The 21,085-nt window shown below is 67.5% G+C and carries 23 protein-coding genes; 1 reads left to right on the forward strand and 22 read right to left on the reverse strand.

Translation table 11 applies throughout. The features are described 5' to 3' along the window. From RBB84_RS19170 to RBB84_RS19255, 18 genes are all read right to left on the reverse strand, one after another. On the reverse strand, nucleotides 1-366 hold the full coding sequence (locus RBB84_RS19170; RefSeq protein WP_138846022.1) for a hypothetical protein: 366 nt from the start codon (nucleotides 364-366) through the stop codon (nucleotides 1-3). An 80-nt stretch (nucleotides 367-446) separates the two neighbouring features. Then, the gene (locus RBB84_RS19175) at nucleotides 447-632 is read right to left on the reverse strand and encodes a hypothetical protein (protein ID WP_138846023.1); all 186 of its coding nucleotides are present in this window, start codon (nucleotides 630-632) and stop codon (nucleotides 447-449) included. A gap of 389 nt (nucleotides 633-1,021) precedes the next feature. After that, the gene (locus tag RBB84_RS19180; protein ID WP_326603347.1) at nucleotides 1,022-1,324 is read right to left on the reverse strand and encodes a hypothetical protein; all 303 of its coding nucleotides are present in this window, start codon (nucleotides 1,322-1,324) and stop codon (nucleotides 1,022-1,024) included. A gap of 146 nt (nucleotides 1,325-1,470) precedes the next feature. Next, nucleotides 1,471-2,130: a hypothetical protein gene (locus RBB84_RS19185; protein ID WP_350246486.1), complete on the reverse strand. Its 660-nt coding sequence runs from the start codon at nucleotides 2,128-2,130 to the stop codon at nucleotides 1,471-1,473. A 191-nt stretch (nucleotides 2,131-2,321) separates the two neighbouring features. Further along, nucleotides 2,322-2,930 (reverse strand): exonuclease domain-containing protein, encoded by a 609-nt coding sequence (locus tag RBB84_RS19190; protein ID WP_350246487.1) that lies wholly within the window; start codon nucleotides 2,928-2,930, stop codon nucleotides 2,322-2,324. Nucleotides 2,931-3,042: 112 nt separating this feature from the next. Further along, on the reverse strand, nucleotides 3,043-3,561 hold the full coding sequence (locus RBB84_RS19195; RefSeq protein WP_193904258.1) for a hypothetical protein: 519 nt from the start codon (nucleotides 3,559-3,561) through the stop codon (nucleotides 3,043-3,045). Nucleotides 3,562-3,713: 152 nt separating this feature from the next. Then, on the reverse strand, nucleotides 3,714-4,115 hold the full coding sequence (locus RBB84_RS19200) for a hypothetical protein (RefSeq protein ID WP_193904257.1): 402 nt from the start codon (nucleotides 4,113-4,115) through the stop codon (nucleotides 3,714-3,716). Between the two features lie 56 nt (nucleotides 4,116-4,171). Continuing rightward, nucleotides 4,172-4,675, reverse strand: coding sequence for an AAA family ATPase (locus tag RBB84_RS19205; protein ID WP_350246490.1), 504 nt, complete (start codon nucleotides 4,673-4,675; stop codon nucleotides 4,172-4,174). An 89-nt stretch (nucleotides 4,676-4,764) separates the two neighbouring features. Further along, nucleotides 4,765-5,418, reverse strand: a complete 654-nt coding sequence (locus RBB84_RS19210) for a hypothetical protein (RefSeq protein ID WP_350246491.1) — start codon at nucleotides 5,416-5,418, stop codon at nucleotides 4,765-4,767. A gap of 186 nt (nucleotides 5,419-5,604) precedes the next feature. Next, nucleotides 5,605-6,186 carry a hypothetical protein gene (locus RBB84_RS19215; protein WP_193904254.1) on the reverse strand — a complete coding sequence of 194 codons (582 nt, stop codon included), beginning with the start codon at nucleotides 6,184-6,186 and terminating at the stop codon, nucleotides 5,605-5,607. Nucleotides 6,187-6,430: 244 nt separating this feature from the next. Beyond that, nucleotides 6,431-6,826: a hypothetical protein gene (locus RBB84_RS19220; protein ID WP_193904253.1), complete on the reverse strand. Its 396-nt coding sequence runs from the start codon at nucleotides 6,824-6,826 to the stop codon at nucleotides 6,431-6,433. A gap of 306 nt (nucleotides 6,827-7,132) precedes the next feature. Beyond that, nucleotides 7,133-7,570 (reverse strand): DUF6283 family protein, encoded by a 438-nt coding sequence (locus tag RBB84_RS19225; RefSeq protein ID WP_350246493.1) that lies wholly within the window; start codon nucleotides 7,568-7,570, stop codon nucleotides 7,133-7,135. Between the two features lie 99 nt (nucleotides 7,571-7,669). Continuing rightward, nucleotides 7,670-8,542, reverse strand: coding sequence for an AAA family ATPase (locus RBB84_RS19230; protein ID WP_193904251.1), 873 nt, complete (start codon nucleotides 8,540-8,542; stop codon nucleotides 7,670-7,672). Continuing rightward, nucleotides 8,539-9,390 (reverse strand): hypothetical protein, encoded by an 852-nt coding sequence (locus tag RBB84_RS19235; RefSeq protein ID WP_350246495.1) that lies wholly within the window; start codon nucleotides 9,388-9,390, stop codon nucleotides 8,539-8,541. Before RBB84_RS19235 ends, RBB84_RS19230 begins: the two co-directional genes overlap by 4 nt. After that, nucleotides 9,387-10,472, reverse strand: coding sequence for a hypothetical protein (locus tag RBB84_RS19240; protein ID WP_350246496.1), 1,086 nt, complete (start codon nucleotides 10,470-10,472; stop codon nucleotides 9,387-9,389). The genes RBB84_RS19235 and RBB84_RS19240 overlap by 4 nt, the downstream gene beginning before the upstream one ends. 981 nt (nucleotides 10,473-11,453) lie before the next feature. Next, entirely contained in the window at nucleotides 11,454-11,867 is a 414-nt protein-coding gene (locus tag RBB84_RS19245; RefSeq protein WP_229568573.1) for a hypothetical protein, read from the reverse strand. Nucleotides 11,868-12,035: 168 nt separating this feature from the next. After that, entirely contained in the window at nucleotides 12,036-12,761 is a 726-nt protein-coding gene (locus tag RBB84_RS19250) for a hypothetical protein (RefSeq protein WP_169690343.1), read from the reverse strand. Beyond that, the gene (locus RBB84_RS19255; RefSeq protein WP_169690342.1) at nucleotides 12,754-13,128 is read right to left on the reverse strand and encodes a hypothetical protein; all 375 of its coding nucleotides are present in this window, start codon (nucleotides 13,126-13,128) and stop codon (nucleotides 12,754-12,756) included. The genes RBB84_RS19250 and RBB84_RS19255 overlap by 8 nt, the downstream gene beginning before the upstream one ends. Before the next feature lie 312 nt (nucleotides 13,129-13,440). Between RBB84_RS19255 and RBB84_RS19260 the strand changes: the two genes are divergently transcribed. Then, nucleotides 13,441-14,187 (forward strand): hypothetical protein, encoded by a 747-nt coding sequence (locus RBB84_RS19260; protein ID WP_350246499.1) that lies wholly within the window; start codon nucleotides 13,441-13,443, stop codon nucleotides 14,185-14,187. Between the two features lie 178 nt (nucleotides 14,188-14,365). Here RBB84_RS19260 and RBB84_RS19265 read toward each other — a convergent pair whose 3' ends face one another. The 4 genes from RBB84_RS19265 to RBB84_RS19280 all read right to left on the reverse strand — a co-directional run bounded on the left by RBB84_RS19265 (nucleotide 14,366) and on the right by RBB84_RS19280 (nucleotide 19,485). Next, nucleotides 14,366-14,884 (reverse strand): hypothetical protein, encoded by a 519-nt coding sequence (locus tag RBB84_RS19265; RefSeq protein WP_228045357.1) that lies wholly within the window; start codon nucleotides 14,882-14,884, stop codon nucleotides 14,366-14,368. Then, nucleotides 14,884-16,038 (reverse strand): ParA family protein, encoded by a 1,155-nt coding sequence (locus tag RBB84_RS19270; RefSeq protein WP_138846040.1) that lies wholly within the window; start codon nucleotides 16,036-16,038, stop codon nucleotides 14,884-14,886. Before RBB84_RS19270 ends, RBB84_RS19265 begins: the two co-directional genes overlap by 1 nt. A gap of 2,207 nt (nucleotides 16,039-18,245) precedes the next feature. After that, entirely contained in the window at nucleotides 18,246-18,479 is a 234-nt protein-coding gene (locus RBB84_RS19275) for a hypothetical protein (RefSeq protein WP_138846041.1), read from the reverse strand. 409 nt (nucleotides 18,480-18,888) lie between these two features. Further along, nucleotides 18,889-19,485: a hypothetical protein gene (locus RBB84_RS19280; RefSeq protein WP_175428141.1), complete on the reverse strand. Its 597-nt coding sequence runs from the start codon at nucleotides 19,483-19,485 to the stop codon at nucleotides 18,889-18,891. Nucleotides 19,486-21,085 lie beyond the last annotated feature (1,600 nt).

Below are 21,085 nucleotides of genomic sequence, written 5' to 3' on the forward strand. Positions count from 1 at the left end.
CTACTTCGCGGCCGCGTCGATGATCTCGGCGGGCAAACCGCATGTGTCGATCGAGTCGAGTCGTGGTTCGTCGATGTTCACAGTGGCAGGGGTGACTCCCGGTTGTGAACCGCGGTCGAGTTCGACGACGTCGAGGGTCGCCCGGATCTGCTCGGGCGTCAGACCGGCGCGGTGCTGGTCGAGGACGTACTCGGTGTAGGGCAGGCACGCCCACTGTTTGACGGCGCTGGGGACGGTGACAGCCGACTGCTCGGCGATCTGTGCAAAGACGACGCCCGCGAGCACCAGCAGAACGACGCCGGTGACCGCGGCGACGGCGGTGATGATCTGCGCGATGGTGCTCTTGGGACGGGTGGCTTCGGACATCAGTCCTCACTTTCGGTGTTGAGGGCAGGCAGATACGGCGGCTGCCCCGCCAGGTGCACGGGGCAGCCGCGGTAGAGGTGTCAGGCGATGTTGAGCCCGGCAGCGACGTAGTCGGTCGGGGTCGGTTCCCAGTCGTCCCTGAACTCGTCGACCGCGTCATCGAATTCGTCGTTCTCGATGAAGTCGCGGGTGCGGCGGTCGCAGTGAGGCTCGTGAAGCCGATCCCAGGTCCCGCACGTGCATTCGGGTCGAATCCTTCGCGGCATGGCGTGTCCTCCTCGCGTTGCAATCTCCGTGATGGCAATTGCAACGCTAGAAACACATCCGATAGGTGTTTCATCCGTTACGGCACGGGTGTTCCGCCATGAGCGGCTGCACCGACTCGTCTGACATACGGACAACTTTCGAACGGCACGCGGATTCTTCAAACGATCAGCCTCGCCGATGCGACCGTCGATCCCCGGAAATCCCATGCCATCCCCTCGTCATCACGTGACAGGCAGCATGAGGGCCGGCTTCTCCACCCTCCCCCAACTTGGTGCGGGCGGACAGGTTCCAGGTCGCACGACGACAGTGCGAACGACGGTGCGGTGCACCCGGTGGCTTTTCACAGTCCTCCGAAGACCTCCATGGCCGAGACCGTTCACGACCCGGGTCACGTCGGATCGGAGGGGTCGACTTGTCGGTAGCCGGTGCGGACCGGGTGTAACCGGTCGACGTCGATGCTCACCACCCGATCAATCGGCACGCGGCCACCGGTGGCGCGGTCGGTGCCGTGGGTGATCCGGCAGATGGCCTGATGGTGGCCGTAGGTCTCCTCGATCGCCTCGATAGTGAAGTGCCGGATCGGATCCCGAGTCGGGCTGTTGTCGCACCACTGTTGACCAACGCGGATGAAGGTGCCTCGCTTGTTGGCGACCTCGGTGAGGTTGGTCGGATCGTGCGGGTTCGTGGTCATGAGTTCGTCTCCAGTTCGGTTCGGTCGCCGGCACACGAGCACCGGCGTGGATGGGTCGACGATGGGTCAGCGGGTGCTGCGGACAACCGACGAGCTGAAAGGAAGGCGCACGGCCCGCCATCCCCGGTGCGGGCCGTGCGCGGTGATCAGTCGATCGTGATGCCCTGTGCGGACCGGGTGATCACGATGCGGGTGTTGCGACCGAACTGACCCTGGTATTCGTGCAACTCTGAGAGGAAATCCCCATCGGCGAACGCCTCGAAGTACACGTGCTCGCTGTCGCCATCGGTGAAATCGACCTCCACCGTGGTCGAGGGGTAGAAGCCGTTTTCGAACTCCTCGCTGGTGATCTCAACCTTTCGGATCGTCTTGCCGGTCTGCTTCTCGAGCGCGCCAAGGACCCGCTCTTCGACAGTCTGAAATGGGTACCCGGCGGCCGGGACGAGCGCAGCTGCGATGTCCAGCTCAGCGGTGGATTGGGCCCGCCTCCACGGCGCGCACGCTTCGCCAGGGCAAAGGGTCGCCAGCGCGGCGCTGACGACGCTGAGCACCTCGACAGGCAAGCCCTTTACCGCGCGCAGCGAGCCGTCGGGTCCCGTGCAGGTGACGTCCGTGAATGCGAACCACGAGTCGATCTCGTGCACCGTGACGGTGTGCGCATCCGGATTCACCGCGTGAGCAGCAAACGCGAGAGCGCGGGCGGCGAGAGCGCGCTGCGCGGCCGCACGCTCGGCGATCTCCTCGCGGAGCGTGCGGTTGTAGCCGGCGATGCGCTGCAGCAGCGGCGGGTCGAAGGTGACGGTCACGGTGGCCTCCCGGCGAATCGAAGTTGATGCCCTTGACCTTCCGGTGCCACCGGTGGTCGTGTTGCAGTCCGCCGCAGACCATCAGGCCTGTGGGCTGCGGTGGGGGGTGTGGACAGCCGAGCGGAGCAACGAATACGGGTCGGCCCGCCCCTCCGGAAAGGGGACGGGCCGACCCTGAGTTGGTATGCGGTTCAGGCGCCGAATGGAATCGGGGCCCGATCGTGGAAGACGCGCAGCAGGTTCGCGGCGTAGTGGATGTCCTCGGCCACCCGATGGTTTGCGGTGCCGTACTCGTCGACGAGTTTGAGGCGTTCGGCGGTACGCCCGGCGTCGAGGATCGCTCCGGCTTCGCAGAACGACCGCGCGTCGATCATGCGGTACGAGAACATCGCCTCGACCTTCGGCAACCACCGGTCGAGGAACTCACGATCCATGCGGTGCGAGCACCCGCACAGCGGGGTGGATTCGTCCACTCCCCACCGGGCGAGGATGTCGACGATCTCGGATTCGTACCCCGACAGGTCCGTAGGGACCTTGTCGCCGAGGGTGACGAGTTGCTTTTCGAGCTCCGCGAACAGGCCGTTCTTGGTGTGCATCCGGGTAATGAAGTCGTAGGCCGGGTCGTTTCGGACCCGCTCGATCAGGACTGCGGTGCCGGTGGTGACCGCGAGCATCTCGAACCGCTCGACCGGCTCGAGGTCCACGGAGTACAGCGCGAAGCCGATCTCGAGGATCTCGTGTTCGGCTGCTCTGGTGCCGGTGGTTTCGAGGTCGACGAATACGAACCCATCCACGCTCATCTGGTTTCTCCCTCTTCTCTCGGATGGTGCGGCGGCGCACGCTACGTGAGTCGTTCGCCGCCGCCGCACCGGTTTCGGCCGACGCGGCGGCCGCAGTCTCTGTGGGTGATCGTCACCCCTGGGTGTGACACGCCTCCCGCGCCTGCGCGGCCCGCAGCATCTGTTGCGCGTGGCCGTGCTGCCGCTGGAGCTGGGTGTAGCGGGCCAGCCGTGTGTCCTCCTGCTGTTGGACCCTGCGGGTTCGCCGCGGGCCCAGCGCGGCGCCTCCCGCCGCGGCGCGGTCGGTGATGATCGGCTCCGCCAGCGTCTCCATCTGCGCGCCGACCTTGTTCACGCGGTCCTGCCAGTACGACGCGGGACGGTAGCGCCGCGGCCGCGGCCGGTGCTTGGGCGTCGCCTGCGGAAGCTGTACGTGCGCGATGTCCGCCTCCAGCACGAAGTCCGGCAGCAGCGGCGTGATGATCCGTGACAGCTTGAGGCCCTTCGCCTCTCCCACGGCGCGGTGCTGATCCGCCCACGCCGCCTGCCGCGCGAGCAGCACGCGCTCGACGTACTGGTCGCCGGTCAGCGGGTCACCATGGTCGGCGAGCGCCGCGGTCAGGTAGGCATCGGGCGCGTCGGTCGCCGTCATGGGTTCTCCTCGGGGCATCTACGGGAAGCTGTCGAGGATGGACGCTATGAAGCCGGGGCCCTGCGTGTTTCAGCCAGACCGGGCCGGCGGACGATGCACGCCCTGGCTGCCGCTACTGCTGTGACTGTCCCGGCGGTCGTGCACGTCCCCGGCTATGCCGCGGTGCGTGCGGCTTCGGCAGCGAGCGCGGTCAGGTCTCCGAGGTCGGCCCAGGGCACCACCAGGTCACCGTCGACGAGGACAGCACCGTCCCGGCCATCACCACATCGAGCGAGCAACCGGCCAGGACGCTCGCGAGTCGTACCGACAATCGGGTCGAATACCGCCTGCACCACCCCCGCCGGCAGGAGGTCACCGCGACGCCGCGACGGAACAGTCACGCCGAACCGTGCGACCGCCGCGACGAATGCGTCGACGTCGTCTGTCGCGGCGACCAGCAACGCTCGGTGCGCCGTGATGCCCACGGCCTGGCAGGGCGCGGCGAGCCGTCCTGTCGTGTCGGCCACGACAACCCACACGGGCAGCGGTTCTGATTGGCGGACAGCATTGTTCATGGCGGGCACGGTACGAGCCCCCTTGTCCGGCTCGCCCTGCCCGACGAGTCTGCCGGTCAGCACTGTCCACCCGGGTATCCGTAGCGGTCGGCGAGCATGCGGATGACCGCCTCCCCGACCTGTCGTCCTCCTGCGGCGCCGCGTTCGCGGTCGCGACGGATGCACTCGTCGACTGGGGTCGGTACGTCGACCACGACGACGGGGACGCCGAACGGGGCGAGGAACTCCTCCCACGCTGTGAGGTGTGCTGGGTCGAGCAGGGTGTCGTCGCACACGACCGAGCGGCCCTGCCCGAGCGCTGCCGCGGTCCGCGCTCGTTGAGTCAAGGTGATGACCTTCTCCTGCTCTTCGGTGAGCTGGCCGGAGCCGGAGAACAGTTCGGCGCGGAGATCGTCACGGCTGATCCGAACCCGGCGCTCCGGGTCCTGCTGCACCCACAACCGAGCGAGAGAGCTCTTGCCCGAGCCCGGCAGGCCGCGGGTGAGTCCGACCCAGTTCTCGCTTCCCGCCGAATCAGGCTGGATGCAGGCCAGGTTGGTCGGGAGGTCGAAGATCTGCACAGTCGGTCCTTTCGGTGGGAGCGGGATGTCCACCACCGTGCGTGGCGTGGTGTCGGGGTGTTTCACCCCGACCCCCACGTCCGCGGTAGTCACTTCGGCTGGTAGACATCCCACTTCACGCCGCCGACCTCGGCCCACCTGTCAAGGAACGCCGAATCGTCCACATCGAGGTCGATACGCGAGGCGGCCAGCTCGCCGCGCTCGATGAGTTCGCGGGCGTCCCTGCGCGCCCAGCCGGCGAGAATCGGCTCGGCGTCCTGTTCGGCGCCGACGACGGCGACGTGGTCGAGATCGCTGTCATCTGGGGGCTGCATCTGCACAAGCCAGACCCCTGTGATCGGGCCCCCCGTGTAGATGGTTTCGCCTGCATCACGGTGAACGAGCCCGGCGTCGTCGATCCGGTACCGCCACCGGTCGCTGTGCTCGTCCTCACATTCGATCTCGCCCACGAAGCCAGCATCGGCGAGCACCCGCAGGGTTTCCTCCATTCCTCGGAGCCGCCCCCACCCGGAAACGGAGAGCACGAACGTGTCGCCGTCCTTCTCGATTTCGTCCGTGCCGGTCGCTTCGTACATCGTCGACATCAGCGCCGACAAGACGGTGTCGAAGGGCGTGTCGGACGCGTCGACCTCGTCGAGTTCGGGGATCTCCAGCAGCCGGTCGACGATCTCCTTGAACGTCGGCGCGGTCGACTGCTCTTCAGTGATGGTCAGTCGGGTGGATGAGTAGACGTCGGTTCCCATAATTCGGTTCCTCACTGTCGGGGCCTATCGGGCGACGCAAGGTTCGCGAGCGGGGATCGCAGGTGTTGCAGCGCTGCACCGCACGGCGCGAATCAACATCGCCGGCTGTCCGCCGGCGTCATGGAGACGACGCGGGTCGACCCCCCGGGGAGTGACTTCCCCCGAGGGCCGACCCATGTCCGGTGACTACGCCGCGAGCTTCGGTGCGGACGACCACACCACGTCGACCGCCTCGTCGAGCACGTACCCGAACTTGCCGCGCTGGGAGTACCGGTCGTGGGCGACCAGGAACCTGCCGCGGGCGCCGTCGCCGCGGCGGAGCGCGGTCACCCCGACCATCCCCTCCGGGACGTCCTCGTGCCAGTCCCCCAACGCGCTGTCGGCGACGAACTGGTCGGCGGTGGCCACCTCGAAGGTCTCCTTGTCCCGCAGGTACGACTCCCCCGGCTCGAGCGTGCGACCGAAGTGCGCTTCCCACTTCGTCGGGAACCAGTCGGCCACCGACTGCGCAACCTGAGCCCGGCGACGATCGTCGAGCCCAAGGTCATCGGCGAATGCGAGTCCCACAAGAGCGGCCTCGCAGTCCTCCTCGAACCAGCGCCGTCGTCCGATTCGAAGTGCGGCGGGCATCTGCTTGAACCGCTCCGGGCTGATCCGCACACCCCCGTGTCCGGCCGTGGAGACGGTGATGATGCCGTCGGCGACGACGCTGCCGTACTGCACAGCACCCCACGGGGAGCTGGCGGGGATTCGATTGTCTGCGTTCACGTGTACTCCAGAGTGTCGGTGAGAACTGCTGCAACCGACGATGCCGCCGGCGTACAGCGTGTGTTGCAGACTTCGCTACTGGTGCACGGCGCTGAACTGCCGAGACGAAAATCGCCACGCGCTCGCCCATCTCGGCGTGCCGCAAGACGCGGTCGACGATCGGCCGGCCAGCTATGCACCGCCCAAGAACGCGAACCGGCACCGGACAGGTCTGGCTCCAAGCCACCCGGCATCCGACGCACGTTCAAGACCGAGTCCGCGAACGACGGCCCAGCAAGGTCACGACGATCAACACCAAACCGACAGCCGCACACCCCGATGCCACCGAGGACAGCAGCAACAACATGGCCACCGAATCCGACGAGTCGCTCACCACAGGGCCCACGTCACCGAGGCCCACACCGATCGGCCCCGGCGGCAGGCCGACCGTCATCCCCGGGATGGCGCTCGCCGACTCTGGGAATCCGATCACCCCACCGACAACGATGCCCGGACCGTCGCCCACCAACCCAGGAATTCCTTCGACTACGACGCCCGGCTCGTTGCCGATCAGCCCCGGAACCCACCCGAACGTCACACTCGGCGCGATACCCGGCACCTCCGGAACTCCCGGACCCAACACGTCAGACGTCGGCGACATCGCCATGCTCCTCCCTCGCGTACTGCTCAGCGCACAGGCTGCACAACCACACATGGCCGTCGCTGGCGCGCGGTCGTCCAGCCTCTGCGATGGACTCCTCGGTGGCCATCAGCTCGAGATCCCACCCGGACCGAAGGTCACGGCCACACAGCGCCGCCGTTCCGGCAGGCAAACCCGCGGGCGAACCAGGGTGCCCCTCGGTTGACCGAAGGTGGATCTTGCCCATCGCCGCAGCGGTGACGGGCTCACAGAACGCATACCGCTGCGTGACCGCACTCTCGCCAACAAGCCTGCTCATCGCTCGTGTCACCCTTCCCTGGCCTCGATCATCGGTGTACCGCTACCGGTTCCGGTCTCACAGAACGCACCATCGGCCGCGGCCTGCACGGCGGCCATCTCTTCGAAGCTGTCGAACAGCAGCGGCCACCCCTCACCGGGCTGCAGCGCCGCCGGGTCGAGATCCCCGCGTACCACCGCGATCCGGACGCCGAGATGGTCGGCCCCGACGGTGGCGAGCCACCCCGCGCACGCCTTGTCGGAGCCTTCCCGCGACTTGTGGCACACGAACATCGGAGCGCCGACGCCCGCCTCACACCCCGGGCCTCCCGCGGTGCCCGCCAGCGCATCGAAACGGTCCCGCCCGAACTTCCCCGCCGCGACATCACGGCGCCACGGGCACTCCACGCACGGTCGACGCCGCCGCGGTAGCCCTTCCTTGAACTGTCGATTCAACTCCCCCGACATCGCCTACCCCTCCCCACGACTTCACGTGGCGAATCGCTCACGCATCACAAACCCTGCCCACCGGGACCGACACTGTTGCAGCGCCGACGACGCGGCCGGCTACCGGAATCTGGCCGTCACCGTCGCCGCCAGTTCCGCGTAGGCCACCTTCGTCCCCGGCTGAAGCTGGCCGAAGTCGAACGCCGCACCTGCTGCCAAGAGCGGATCGTGCGGGATCCGCCGCACCGCCCGCACACGCCGCTTGAGATCAGCGTGGATCTTGTCGACGTCCACCGAGGTCGACTCGTGGATCCCGTTGATCACCGCCACCGCATCGCCGAGCAGCTTGGAACGCCGCATGTCGACCAGCTCATCGAGTGTCTCCAGCAGCGCGTAGAACCCGTCGATCTGGGCCGGCGTGACGACCACCAACTGCGTGGCACGGGCCAGGACCTCACGGGCCACATCGGACGTTGCGCTGGTGCCGCAGTCGGCGACGACCACGCGGTAGTCGGCGGTGAGGAAGTCGAGGATCTCGGCGTACACCGGACCGTCCGAGGTCGTGTCCCGGTGCCGCGTCGAGGTGAGCGCGTCGAGGCCGAGGTCGTTGGACAGCAGATACGGCCGCAGGTCCGAGTAACTATGGAGCACCTCGGTACGGCCGGCGAGCTGCTGCAGCGGGAGCGCGGACTGCCCTTTCGGGAACTTGAGTCGCAGCGTGCCCTTGTCCGGGTTGGAGTCGACAACTGCCACCCGGTCACGCATCACCGCGGCGAGCATCGACCCGATCCCGGTGGAGGTGGTCGTCTTGCCCGCTCCCCCCTTGCCTCCGAACACCGCCACGTACTCGGGTCGACGACTCGAACGCACCGCGGCGACCGCGGCGTCCATCTGGCCAGCAAGGTCCGGTGCACTGCGATCGAACAGGCCCCGCAGCCATCCGCGGGCCGGGATCTCGAGCGCCTCGGGGAGTTCGATGCCGGTCTGGCTCATCGGTTTCGCTCCTCGGGTCGTTGGGCGGCGAGCAGGTCGTTGCGCCACTGCTCATGCGTTCTACCTGTGCGGCGATCGGTCCACCCCGGGGACGCCAGCGGCATCCATCCGGACAATCGCGATGCAGCCTGCGCGCCAACCCAACCGGTCAACGCCGTCCACCCCTGCAAGTTCGTGGTGATCACGACTGTCACTGGGTGAGTGGCACGGGCTACTGCGTCGGCCAATGCCTTCCAGGCGAGCATTCGCTCGTCGGGCCGGCGTAGGGACACTCCGACGTCGTCGATGCCGAGGACTTCGACTCCGGTGATCCGCGCGGTGATCGCGGCGGTGAGTTCCCACGGCGGCACGTCGACGGCGAGGATGGTGTCTTCGCTGCCGACGAGCGCGCGGCGGCCGGGGGCGAGCGCATTGACGACTGAGAACATGGCGCGGGTCTTGCCGATCCCGGTGGGTCCGATGAGCGCGATGCCACCGCGATGACCGCCGTGCGGATCGGCCGCGGTGTGGGTATCGATGAGGCGACGGCATGCGGCAGCAGTCTTGGTCGAGTCGATCTCGTCGACACTCGCGTGCTCGTATCCGGCGACCGCGTCGAATGCGCGGACAGTGTCGAACCACGTCTGACGGTCGCGATCTCGGGCGGACGCGGCGCGGGCAGAGGCGGCGTCGACGCCTGCTGCGGCGGCATGCACCCGACACCGGACAGCGTCGCGCCAGCCTTCCGGGCGGCCGGGAAGCTGTGCGGGACGAGCGACGAGAGCGCCGCAATCGCGGCAGGGCACCTCGATCGTGGTGACCTGTCCGAGGACCGCGGAGATGCGGCGGGGGCTGTTGGGTGTGATCATGCAAGTCCCTCGAGTTCGCTCAGATCGGTATGGGCGCGCACCCCCGAGGCGGCGGTGTTGGTGGCGGCGACGCCGTTCGACGGACCTGCGGTACGGGAGGTCCGCATCGCGAGCAGCGCGCGCGACACAACGTCAGGGGTGGGGAAATCGGCGTCCCGGATGTGGAAGCGGGCATTGCCCTCCTCGAACCACCACCGCATCAGCGCACCGAGCTCGGCGGCCGGAACCGCCTCGATGCCGTCGCCTGCGAGGGCGCGGTGGAGGTTGCGGCCGGTGCGGGGCACCGACGGAGACGCCCCTCCCCCGTGCTTGCTCTGGTACCGCGTCCATGTCCGTCCGAGGTCGCGCAGTTGCTCAGCCATCTCGGGTTCGGCGACATCGGCGATGGTCCAGTCCTGTCCATCGGCGCGCCAGTCGCCGAGCATCTTCTCGAAGGTGGACTTCGACGGGGCCTGGGTGATGGTGCGCTGCCAGTGGGGCCGTGAGCGCAGGCACCAGCAGATCACGGTGACGGCCTGATGAAGGTTGCCGCCGGTGACGTGCGCGGCGGCGAGAAGGTTGCGCCGCCAGGTGTAGGTCGCCTTTGCGGTGTGCCGTTCGGCGATCGCGGCCCGCACAGTCTCGACGGCAGCGCTGAGGTCGATGACGAGGTCGGCGCGATCTCGAGTGGTGGCAAGAGAGTGCTCGGACAGCAGCTGGTCGAGTTCGCTTCGGGTACTGCGCCCTTGCCTCCTGGCGATGCTCGGTGCACCGCGGAGGCGTCGCCAGTAGTCGGTAGGGCACTGATCGGACCATGCCCACTCCAGCGCCGGCGCAGCGGCCGGGTAGTGCTCGGCGACCGCGGCGATCCACGCGTCCGGGTCGGTCGGCCGGTGCTTCGGGTTCGCGGCGAGCACCGCTTGAAGCCCGGCAGTGGCACCTGCCGGTGCGGGTGTGTCGGCGATGAAGCTCTGCTGGACGGTGAGGCGAGGGTCGGACAGCACGGCTGCGGTAACAGCGTCGATGAAGGCGGGCAGGGCGGCTGCGACCGCGTCCGAGACGACTGTGGCGAGTTCGGTGTCCGCGGCTGCGCGGAGGGGCATACCGGGGCCTTTCGATTGGTGGTCGTGGTGGTGCGCGAAAGGCTACGGTTTCGCTTCTCCAGTCCGGTCGGAAGACGAAATGGTCGTGTGTCCAGCAGTTTCGGTGTCCCTATCGAGGTGGCGCCTTGATTCGACCGCGACCGGGTGTGCCTGTTCGGTGAGGGTGCATCGAACGGAAACGGGCGGGGCCGGCGCCCGGGAAGGGGCGCATCCGATGGACGGGCAGAGGGTTACGCGGGTGAGCTGGCGTCGAGAGGCGGCCGGGCGGCTGTTCTCCGGTCGATGTTTTGTACGGCTGTGCGGGCCGTGGGACGCCTGAAGAGTGTGGGGTGGGTTCCTGTGCCCGGTCGGGGGTTTCAGAACGTCTGAGAGGCGGATCGATCTGGGCGTCTCGGCGTCAGCCGGGACAGCGGGCCTGCAGCCTGGCGACGGTTCGTTGGGTCCGCAGCGTCGAGCCGGCTGCAGGTCGCGTTCGTGTGGCGACCGTGCGTCGCGAATTTGCCCCTCCCCCCACACCCCCCACCTACCCAAGGTGACCACTAGTAGTTCTTATATCTCAGTTCTTATTCGCGCGATAGGCGGTATGCCATGGGTATGCCACCCCTATGCCACGCCTATGCCAGACCGATTGGGCGGCATACCCTACGCCACACAAGCGTCGTTCCAGAGCGTGTGGCTTGACCTGCGGTGATGATTCCGGAACCCATCGTTCATCGCGCGGATGGCATACCCCATGACTGTCCGAATAGTCTGAATCGGCATTGGGTATGGCAGGGCTATGCCAGATCGGGGCCGACGGAAATCGGCATACCCTATGGCAGACCTACACCACCCCTACACCACCGGAAATACCGGACAAATGCCCCGCCGAGCCCTTTCGTGGACAGCTCGAAATCCCGTCCTGCGAAGGTAGTTCCGACCCTACGACGAAGCCCGCCCCGACGTGATCGGGACGGGCTTGTTCCTGTCGTAGCCAAATGCTCAACCGTGCACGATCGCACCGAACAGTGCTGCCTGCACGACGTGCTCGGCGATCCCCGCGTCGATGTCACCGTGTCGGCCATCCGCCGGCATCATGTCGTTCTCCCGGCTGGCGGCGGCGATCCGCGCGCGATGCGTCTCGGGCAAGTAGTCGACCTCTCCCTTGACGATTCGACTGATCCCTCGCGCTACGACATCGAGATCGACGATAAGTTCCTCCGCGTCCGGACCGGGAACCCAGCTCATGGTCTCGTGACCGAGAATGAGCTCCTCGGTGTGAACGAGCACCGCCCGCGGCGACTCGGTGTGCCTGTACTCGAGCACTGATGCCCAGTACGAGACCCCGCCTTCCATCGCGGTAGTGAAGACATCGGTGAGGAACTCAGTGCGTTCTGCGGAACGAGTGGCAGGCATGGGCAACTCCCTTGAAATCGGCCGGCGGCTGCGGCGGTGGTGGGCTGCGCTGACCGTCTCGTACCGGAAGCTCGGGAGTTGTTGGGATCCACCGGCCGTGGATATAGCTCGGCGGGCCCACCAGTGGCGGGCCCGCCGTTCATGCAACGGTGCAGCGGACAGAGCCGGTCAACCGAGCCGGGTGCTGTTGAGATGCCCGAACCGATTGTCTCCGAACCGGGACAACAGTGAGCGCTGCAGGGGGGCACGCAGCGGCTCGTCGATCACGGACCACGACCGCGAGGTGAGGCCTTTGAATGCCGTTTCCGCGCCGGGCATCACAGCAAGGTGATCGAGCATCTCCTCCGGGGGCCGCAGGAGGTCGCCGGTCATCGAACTGGCGGGAATTAAAGGGCAGCCGGTGATTTCCTCCCAGTACTCCGAGGCGTACTGGTACATCCGGTTCTTCTCCAGGTCCGCGGGCGTCTGGTCGCACAGTCGCAGGCCGAGGAGTTCGGATCCGATCACCATCCGGAGCAGCGGTGAGTCGACTTGGTGCACAAGGCTGTACAGACCAGAGGAGAAGTACTTCGGCTGACGAAACCCGCGAGTGGGCATCCAGCCGCGGATGAGGACCCAGTACCCATCGAGGGCGAGCTTTCCTTTGGCCTGCAGGTTATCGAGGAGTCGCCCGACGTGACTGGTTCCGCCGAACACGTCGTTCCATTCGTTCGGGCGGTAGAGGACGCCGACGTGTTTGGTCTCGGGATGGGTGTTCGCGAGGGTGAGCAGTCCGATCTCTTCGAGGGTGAGTTCGTCGGCCAGGCACTGCTTCTCGAACGTCTTGGGGATCTGGACGAAGCCGGGGCCGCTGGTAGTCCGGCGCGGTCTCCGCAGTTGACGGGGTTCAGGCACGACGCGCCTCCACTCGGAGCCACTGCCCGCCCAGGCGAGCGGACAGGTCATCGAGGTCGGTGTCGAGCCACCATCGCACGCAGGCCCGAACCACGGCGTATCTACTGCGCACTCCTCTTGCCGACGGATGTGCTGCGGCGATCGAGTCGAGCTTGCTGGCGACGTCGCCGTGCAGGGTGACGGTCGTGCGGACGGTGTCACCACGGGCGGGGGTGGCGAAGTAATTGGTCAGATTGGCTCCGTCATTGGTCGCGTGGAGGACCGCTTGAGTCACCAGGAAGCTCACCGGGCGGCCGGTCGTCTCGCGGAGACGGGCGAGCGTGGTCGCCGTTGCGCGGTCCCATCGCGCGGGCATCGTCTCGGTCATCGCGGTCCTCCTGGGTGGTTGGGCGTGGTGGTCGCGACATAGGACCATGTCGCTTCTCCACCGGCGCTGACCTGGAGGAATTCGACGAACCTTCGGGCACGTGTCCCCCGCCGGCGGGTTTCTCTCCTGCGACCACGGAGGCGGACAGGCGTCTCCCGGGGAGACGGGGAGATTCGTAAGGCCGCGTCCTCTCGGCTCCACCAACGATGCGAATGCTCCGACTCTCACCCAGCGTAGAAACCGCCCCGGTGACTGTGCCGGGTGAGAATGAGACTCCTTCCCCACCTCCGATTGGACTGTGCGATGCGACGGATGCTGGCTCTGGCAGCTCTGACGGTGATGGCCGCGGCGTGCGGACCAGAGGTTTCGGTGTCCCCGGAGGAAACCGCCGATGCGCCGTCGGCTCCATCCACCGTCGCCACACCGAGCTGGGCATCCACCACCGCACCAGTAGCCTCCCCGCCCACCAGCAGCACGGCCACCCAGACTTCGACCATTCCCTCTCCTACGCCCGCAGCCGTTCCACATGAGAAGCCGCAGGTCAGGTTCGGGGGCACGATCGACGAACCTGCCGCCTTACCGATGCCACCGGCGGAGTTCATGGAAACGGTGGGAGCGCACGTACAAGTAGCTGGTGGCTGGCAAGGCGTTGTGGTGCCGACCAGCGTGCACTGCGAGACCGTTGGAGATCCGCCGCCTATAAGCGGGACGGGTTGGGGCTACTCCGCCAACGAAGATGGTGTCTTCGAGTCGCTCAACGTCGGTTTGCAGGCCGAGTATGAAGTGCCGAAACCGCGAAGCAATCGACCGCCCTACAGTCCATCCGTGCTCCTCGGGTGGGTAGATGAAACGGGGACTGGATGGAAGGCTCACGCCTCCTGGGCCATGGGGGGCCGGGGGCCGAATGTGATCGTCAGTCCCGACCGTCGATCGATCCGTTTCAACGGGTATGCCTTGGCGACACCGTTGCTCGCAGGCTCGGGTGAGCTCGATCGCGTCACGTGGATTACCTTCGACGGCGCTGTGACCTGCGCAGATCCGATGCGTGACCTCAACTAGAGGAATCAACCGCTCCCACCTTCAGCGCCCTATAGAGATAGGCCTCGCTCAATACAGAGCTCGATGCAGAGATGGGTGTGGGTGGTAGGGCACCACTCCCCTACCCCGGACAGCGGTATCCCCGGGAGACACGTGGTCGTCCCGGGGATACGGCTCTCTCTGTATATATATAGGGCGCTCAGGACTTTCGGCGGCGCCGTGCGTCGACCGGCAGCAGATCCTCAAGCCGATCGTTGGCCTTCGGGTCCTTGGCGATCGTCTCGAGACCGAGGCGCATCAACGCGATGACCATAGCGTTGTCCGACGGACGGCGGCCAAGGCGACGCTTGCGCTCACGACGGTCGCGGTCGCCGTACCAGTCGTCGCAGCCGTCCTGGAACTCGTCCTCGATCGACTGGTCCCACTCGACGTACTTGCGACGGACCTCGCTGTTAGTGGATTCGACGACCCGCTTGCTGCGCGACGTGGTGCTCTTTTTCTTCGTCGGTTCCGGAGCGGCCTTCGGTTCCGGAGCTTCCTCGACCTCCGACGGCGCGGGTGCGGGAGTCTCGGCCACCGGCGTCGTCTCCGGGACGGCAGTGAGCGAGGGCTCGACAGCTGCAGGTGCCGTTGCTGCAGGTGCCGTTGCGCCAACGAACGCCGGAGGCAGAGTGCCGCCGCCGAAGCGATCGGGTCGACCTGACGTCATCTTCGCCATTACTGAACTCCTTCTGCGACGGCCACGGCAACCGCCGCACCTTCATCTCCACCGGCGTCTGCGGCCGGCACATGGTCGTCTTCGTCGGGTTCGACGGTGAACTTGAGCGGGCTCTCGAACAGGACCTCACGCATCACCTGAGGAAGCTGTTCGTTCTGGAGCTTCTCGATGGTGTCCTCGTACCGCTCCGGGGCGAGCAGCGCGAGAAGGTTGAGTGCGTGCCGCATGTAGGCGGACACCAGGCGCAACTGCGAGTCGGTATTGATCTTCGGCTCCCCCGCTGCAGTGAACATCGAGGGCAGAGCGTCGGCGACGGACTCGCCACGACCGTTGGCAGCAGCGACGAACGCGGCTTCGTTGATAGCCGGCGCCCACACCCCGGATGCGAACGCGTCCCGCGGATCGTCGGCGTCGAAGCCGGAGTCAGGCCAGGTCCCATTCACGAACTGGACCGTGCCTTCGACTCCGATGCGGTGCTCGGTGGTGCGGTTGACCTTGGTGACCACGACGCCTGCCACTGCGAGCGGATGACGCCAGGCCTCCGCGAAGTGCTGGACCGCTCGGACGCCGTCAGCGAACCCGACCGTGCCGAGCAGTTCCGGGTGGGCCGGGAAGATGGCCCATCCGGAGGCGAGAATCGCGAGTTCCGTGGTCGACCCCACCGAGGGTGGGCAGTCGATCAACACGACGTCGTAGTCCGAGGACAGTCCGGACTCGTGCAACCCCTTCCACAATCGCAAGTGCGCGGCTGCGGGCTTCTCGTCCGCGATCTCCTGCAGCGCTGCGCCCGGTGAGGGCACAACATGAACCGATCCTCCGGGTACGAGCGCTCCCCCGAGCTTCCAGGGCCGGGTTGTGTCGGGCTGCCACGGTTCGGTAGCCAGGTGCGCAGCGCGAGCGACGATGCTGGGCTCGGTCGGGTACTTGATCAGGTCGGCGATCGAGACGGGGTCCTCGACAGTCGGCCCGGTGCCGGTAAGGACCGTCATGCTGCGGTTGGTATCGGCGTCGACGATCAGGACCTTCACACCGACGTTCGCGAGGAACTTCGCGTACTGGGCGGTGGTGGTGGTCTTGGCGACTCCACCCTTCTGAGAGGTCATCGAGCAGGACTTGTCGAGTGCGGCGTTGAGTTCCGCAGGGGTCAGGCTCATCGGACCCCTCCCCCGCTGTGTCGACGCGAGGGGGCGACGAGATTCGTAGGCTGCACGGCAGCTCCTCGTGTTCTGGTGGTTGATGTGGTGCGAGAACCGTAGGTGGCGGGTTCTCCACGCGATCCGCGTGTGTCACAGGGTCCGGTGGTAGCGCGTGACTCCCGTGACTGGAGAGGTTCGCGTGGTTGAAGGGTAACGCGTGGACAGCGTGTCTCGTGTGTCCACCCGGTTTCTAGTGATGCGCGTGTTTAGAGTGTCTCCCCCATTTCTCTGGTTCCATGCTGGTCACGGGTATCACGCATACCACTGGTGTCGGGTATGCCACGTGTATCTCGTGTATCTCGTGTCTCGCGTGTCGCCCTCGCTTCCCGGGTTTCGCGGGTGACAAGGGTGCCGTGGATAACCCGTGTGGCATGGGTCAGTCGGGTACTGCGGGGGTCACGTGTGACCCACGATTCGTGGGTGGCACGCCCTCTCCGGGTAACGCGGGTGTCTCGTGTTACCCCCTCTTCCCGTCAGGTTCGGGTATCGCGTATGAGGTGTGTTCGTTGGGTGACCGGTGTGGCACGTGTTGGCCGGGTATTCCGCTATACCAGTAAGTTCCGGGTATCTCGTATTCGAGGGGTATAGCGGGTAACCGGCGATTCGTGTGTGTGTTGGGATGCACCGGTATCGCGTGTGGCGTGGGTGTCCCACTGTTCCCAGGCTCCGCGTGATTCGTGGGTGTCGCGTTGGTCGTGCGTTTCGCGTGTTGTCCCGGTTGAGTGTGTCTCCAGTTGTTCCCGTTTTACCGGTTGACGTGGGGTTTCGTGTGACTCTCGTGTTTCACGCAGTACCCCTATTGCCCGGGTATTGCACGGAACGCGTGCATCGGGGGAATCGCGTGTCACATGGGGTTCGCGGGTACTTGGGGTTTCGCGGGTGTCTTGTGTTGGTGGGGTCTCGCGGGGGTCATGGGAGTGGGGGAGTCATGTGACTCGCGGGAGTCGCGGGCTTCAGGGGTATCGCGGGAGTCGGGTGGGCCTAGGGAGTCGGGGTGTAGACGGGTATCGCGCGAGTCCGGTGGGGCGGGGGAGCAGGGGTGCGGACGGGTATCGCGGGTCTCGCGCGTCTCCAGTGAAAGCCGGTGTTGTCGGGTATCGCGGGAGTCGAGCGGAGCTGGGGAGTCCGGGCGTGCGCGGGTGAAGCGGGTGTCCCGGGTCTCGGGGGAGTCCGGGCAATGCCGGGGGGCGCGTGTTTCGCGGGATCCGGGTGGGGCGGGGGAGGGGAGGTGTAGGCGGGTATCGCGGGTGTCGCGCATTTCCAGCGCGGCCCGGCGTACTCGGGTTGAGCGGGTATCTCGTGTGTCGTGGGATACCGGGTTCTGGCGTGTGGCGTGTGTGTCTTGGGTGTCGGGTAGTTCGCGCAATTTGGGGAGTGCGCGGGTTTCATGTGTATCCCGTGTTTCGCGTTTTGCGCGTGGCCCACGTGTGGCGCTCGGTTCTCGTGTTTCGCGCGTATCCCTGCATTCGTGCCGGTCTCGTGCCCATTGGGTGTCGCGTGTTTCGTGTATTACCCGGGTATTGCGTGTATCGCGTGTCTGGCGTGTTGCGTGTATCCCAGGGGTCACCCTGGTTTCGTGCGGCGCGGGGGTTTCCCCTGCGATGCACGGCTCATGGGAGTCGTGTGGAGCGGGGGAGTCGTGTGGAGCGGGGGAGTCGTGCGGCACGGGCGACGGGCGACTCGTCGGGCCCGAGGTCGGCGACCGGGGCGGCTCGGGTGGCGTCGAATCGTCCTGGCCGCGATTGGTCGGCTGGCGGGCTGCGCCGGATGGGGCCTGCGGATGCCTGCGCGGCCCGCTGGCGCCCGAAACGGCGTCGGACGGACCCGGAGGCCCGATTTGCGTCCTCGACGCGTCAGCGGCTCGCTGACGCGTTTCCGGGTCAATCGGAGATCTGAGGTCCCGAACGCGAACGAGAGACCCCCGTTTTGCCGCCTGAGAGCCACGCTCGCGGACGAAAAAGCCAATCTGGGGTTCCTGTGCCAGAAAGGGGGAGCGGAGCGCTCAGAGGGCGTGCCGCGTTTCGCGTCCTCCGGGCCGCCTGCGGGCCGAACAGCGGTCTCGGAGCCCACACGACCGAGCCGAGGAGACACCCCTCGCCGACCGGGGTCCGGCGAGAGCAGGTGAGCCTCGTCGAGCCCTCCGCTCAGGCGGGAGCGGGAAGCTCTCACGGGAACAGCCAGTACGCGACCGCCACGGTGGCGGCGAGGACTGCGGCGGAGCCCGTCAGCGGGCGCCAGAGGCAGCTTCTAGCGCCGAGGTTCGCGTACCGCGGCTGGTGCAGCGCGACACCCAGCGCGAGGAGACCGAGGAGCGCAAGCGCGCCGATCCCGAGAACTGCCGGAAGCGGTGCGGCCGCGAACGCGAAGGCGAGGTCGCTGGTGCCTGTTCGAGTGCTCATGGCCACGAGTGGACCGAGCCGGTTCACCGCCTGTTGCAGACCCGAGAGTCCGGCGACGGGACATACCGCCGGCGATGCCCTGCGACCTGGCTGGACAGCGGTCTCCCGGGGAGACACGAGGCGGCGGAGGGAGACACCCGCGTCGGGTCCGGAAACGCCTCGGGGCCGGCTCCCCGAAAAGGAGCCGGCCCCGTCGTCACGCTCGCGTCCATGCGACCACCAGAGGCACGTGGACGACAACCCCGCGACCGCTGTCCACGCGGGCGGACAGGGTCGGATTCCTCGATCGATCGGATTCCGCTACCACCACGGAGGGCGGCGTGACCGATCTCAGCGTACGGGGAACACGCGGTGACCACCGGCGAACCCGCCACCGGCCCGTCGGCGTGTCAACGCGCCCCCGGGCTGCTCACCGGTCGGTGTGCCGCCACAGCGGGCGGAACGCTGCAGCTGCTTCCGACACGATCCGCCATGCCTCAAGCGTGGGGACCGGACCGCTGCGAGCCGCGCGTACCAGCGCCAGGCGCCCGGCCTCGACCGCATCCTCGACCGTGCGACCGACGAGGTCGTCGATCTCGTAGTCCCGGCGGCCCGGCTCCGCCTCACACGCCGCTCGCTCCACTTCGCCGGCCTGGCGGGCACCGCACTCTGCAGCGACCTCGAGGGCCTGGAGCTCACGCAGCGGACGGTCGCCGCCCCAGCGGTCCGCGAACTCGGACAGCGCATCGGGGGAGGAGTCCGCATCCACCCCGGTGGCGGCTCGCTGCCGCGCGTTCTTCCACCGCACGTTCGCAGCGGCCCGGTTGATCCCGCCGAGAGCCTCCTGGCACTGCCGCCACGGCACGTCCATCTCCCGAGCCCGCACCAACGCGGCACCGGTCACCGCGGTGGCCATCGCGAGCCGGCCACGCTCGTCGCTCTCGCGGGCATGAGCGCTACGCAACGCATCCAAGGCTGCGGCCTGCTCCCGCACCGAGTCTGTGACCACCGCGTTCACGGACAGCACCGCCTTCTCGACTCCCGAAAATGTGTCTACGTCCACAATACATAGACACACCGCTTGGGTGCCCGAACCACGCACCCCACCGCCCACGCCCGCACCGCGCGCCCAAAACCCAGCCACCTGTGGTGGGTGGGGTGGGCGCCTGCCGGTGTGGCCGGGGTGTGTGGGTGTCCCGGGGCGACGGGTCGTCGTCGTTGGGGGTGTTCGTCCTGGGGTGCCGGTGCCCGTCCCGGTCACCCGGAGGGTGGCCGGGCAACCCAGCCCGTGGGGCTGGGTTGAGGGCGCCGGTTCCCCAGGCTCCCGGCCGCCGGTAGGGGGCCGGGGGTTGACCTGCGCGGTGTTGGTGGGTGGTTCGTTTCCGGGGGCGGTGCGCCTTCGGTGCCGCACGGGTCGGTGGGTGTCGTTCGGCGCGGTCGCTGCAACGCGCCGTTGGTGACGGGGTGGGGTTCCTGATTTCGGCGGCACATCCTCGTGTGCCGGGCTGGTGGGGTGACCGGGGGGGGTGGCCTCCGGCCGGATCGTTGTCGGCTGTGGGTTGGGCGGGGGTCGGCTTCGGGGGTGGCTTGTGGGCCTGCGACGTGGGTGGCGTGCGACGTGGATGGTTGGCCCGTGGCGGGGTTGGCCCTGTGCTGACCCGTGAGGTCACTTCGGGTCGACACAGCACCGGGCGGGTCGACGGAGTTTCAGGGGGGGTTGGCGCGGTCGCTGCAACGCGCCGTTGGTGACGGGGCGGGGTTCCTGATTTCGGCGGCACATCCTCGTGTGCCGGGTCGGGAGGGGTGGCCTCGCGGTGGCCGGGTGGGTGTGTGGTTTAGCGGCGGGTTCGCTCCGCTCAGATCGTGGTTGGCCGGCGGTCCGAGCGTTCGACGCGTGCGACCCGCCCCTCGGGGTTGTCCGTCGGGATGACTCGGCGTCCACTCGGGGCAGCCCGACGACCCGACTGTCACCCACAAGGGGCGGCCCGAGGGAAGACCTACGCCACCGCCGCAACAACCCCAGTCGGGGACGGCGCCTCCGGTGAGGTGCGCACGTTCGGGCCGGAGGCCCACCCGGCAGGACGGCGATCACCGCAACCACCCAGAAGCCACCAACCGGGGTGAACACCCCGCGGCCGTGCCCGGCAGCGCCTCCGGCGCGAACCCGACAGTCACCACCCCTGCGCGGCCGCCGCAGCAGGTTGACCCGACAAGGGCAACCCGCGCTGCCCCGGGGGCAACACCCCTCGTCCAAGGCGACCACCACACACCCACGCGATGCGAGGGGGTCCTCACCCCTGGGCGGCCCGTGAACCACGCAGCGTTCCGAGCGAGCGAGGAACCAAGGGGTTCACACCAAGGCCGCCCAAAAGGGGTGACCCCCACGCACCGCGCGGGCACCGACACCCCAAGAGGGGGCAGCAGGGGCACCACCGGCGAGGCACGAGACCAGTGGAACCCGCGACACCCCCGGGTGGAGGTGAGTGGCGGTGGTCGGCGGGGGTGGGGTGGGGGCTTTTCGCAGGTGTTTCAGGTGGAGAAGGCGGGTGATGGGGTGTGCGCGGTAAGCCCCCGGGTGGGGGGCGCGTTGGTGGGGGCCTTGTGGCTGGTGTGGCTGCGGGGTCTGG

It is taken from the genome of Rhodococcus sp. D-6, assembly GCF_040256695.1.
GTDB lineage: Bacteria > Actinomycetota > Actinomycetes > Mycobacteriales > Mycobacteriaceae > Rhodococcus > Rhodococcus pyridinivorans.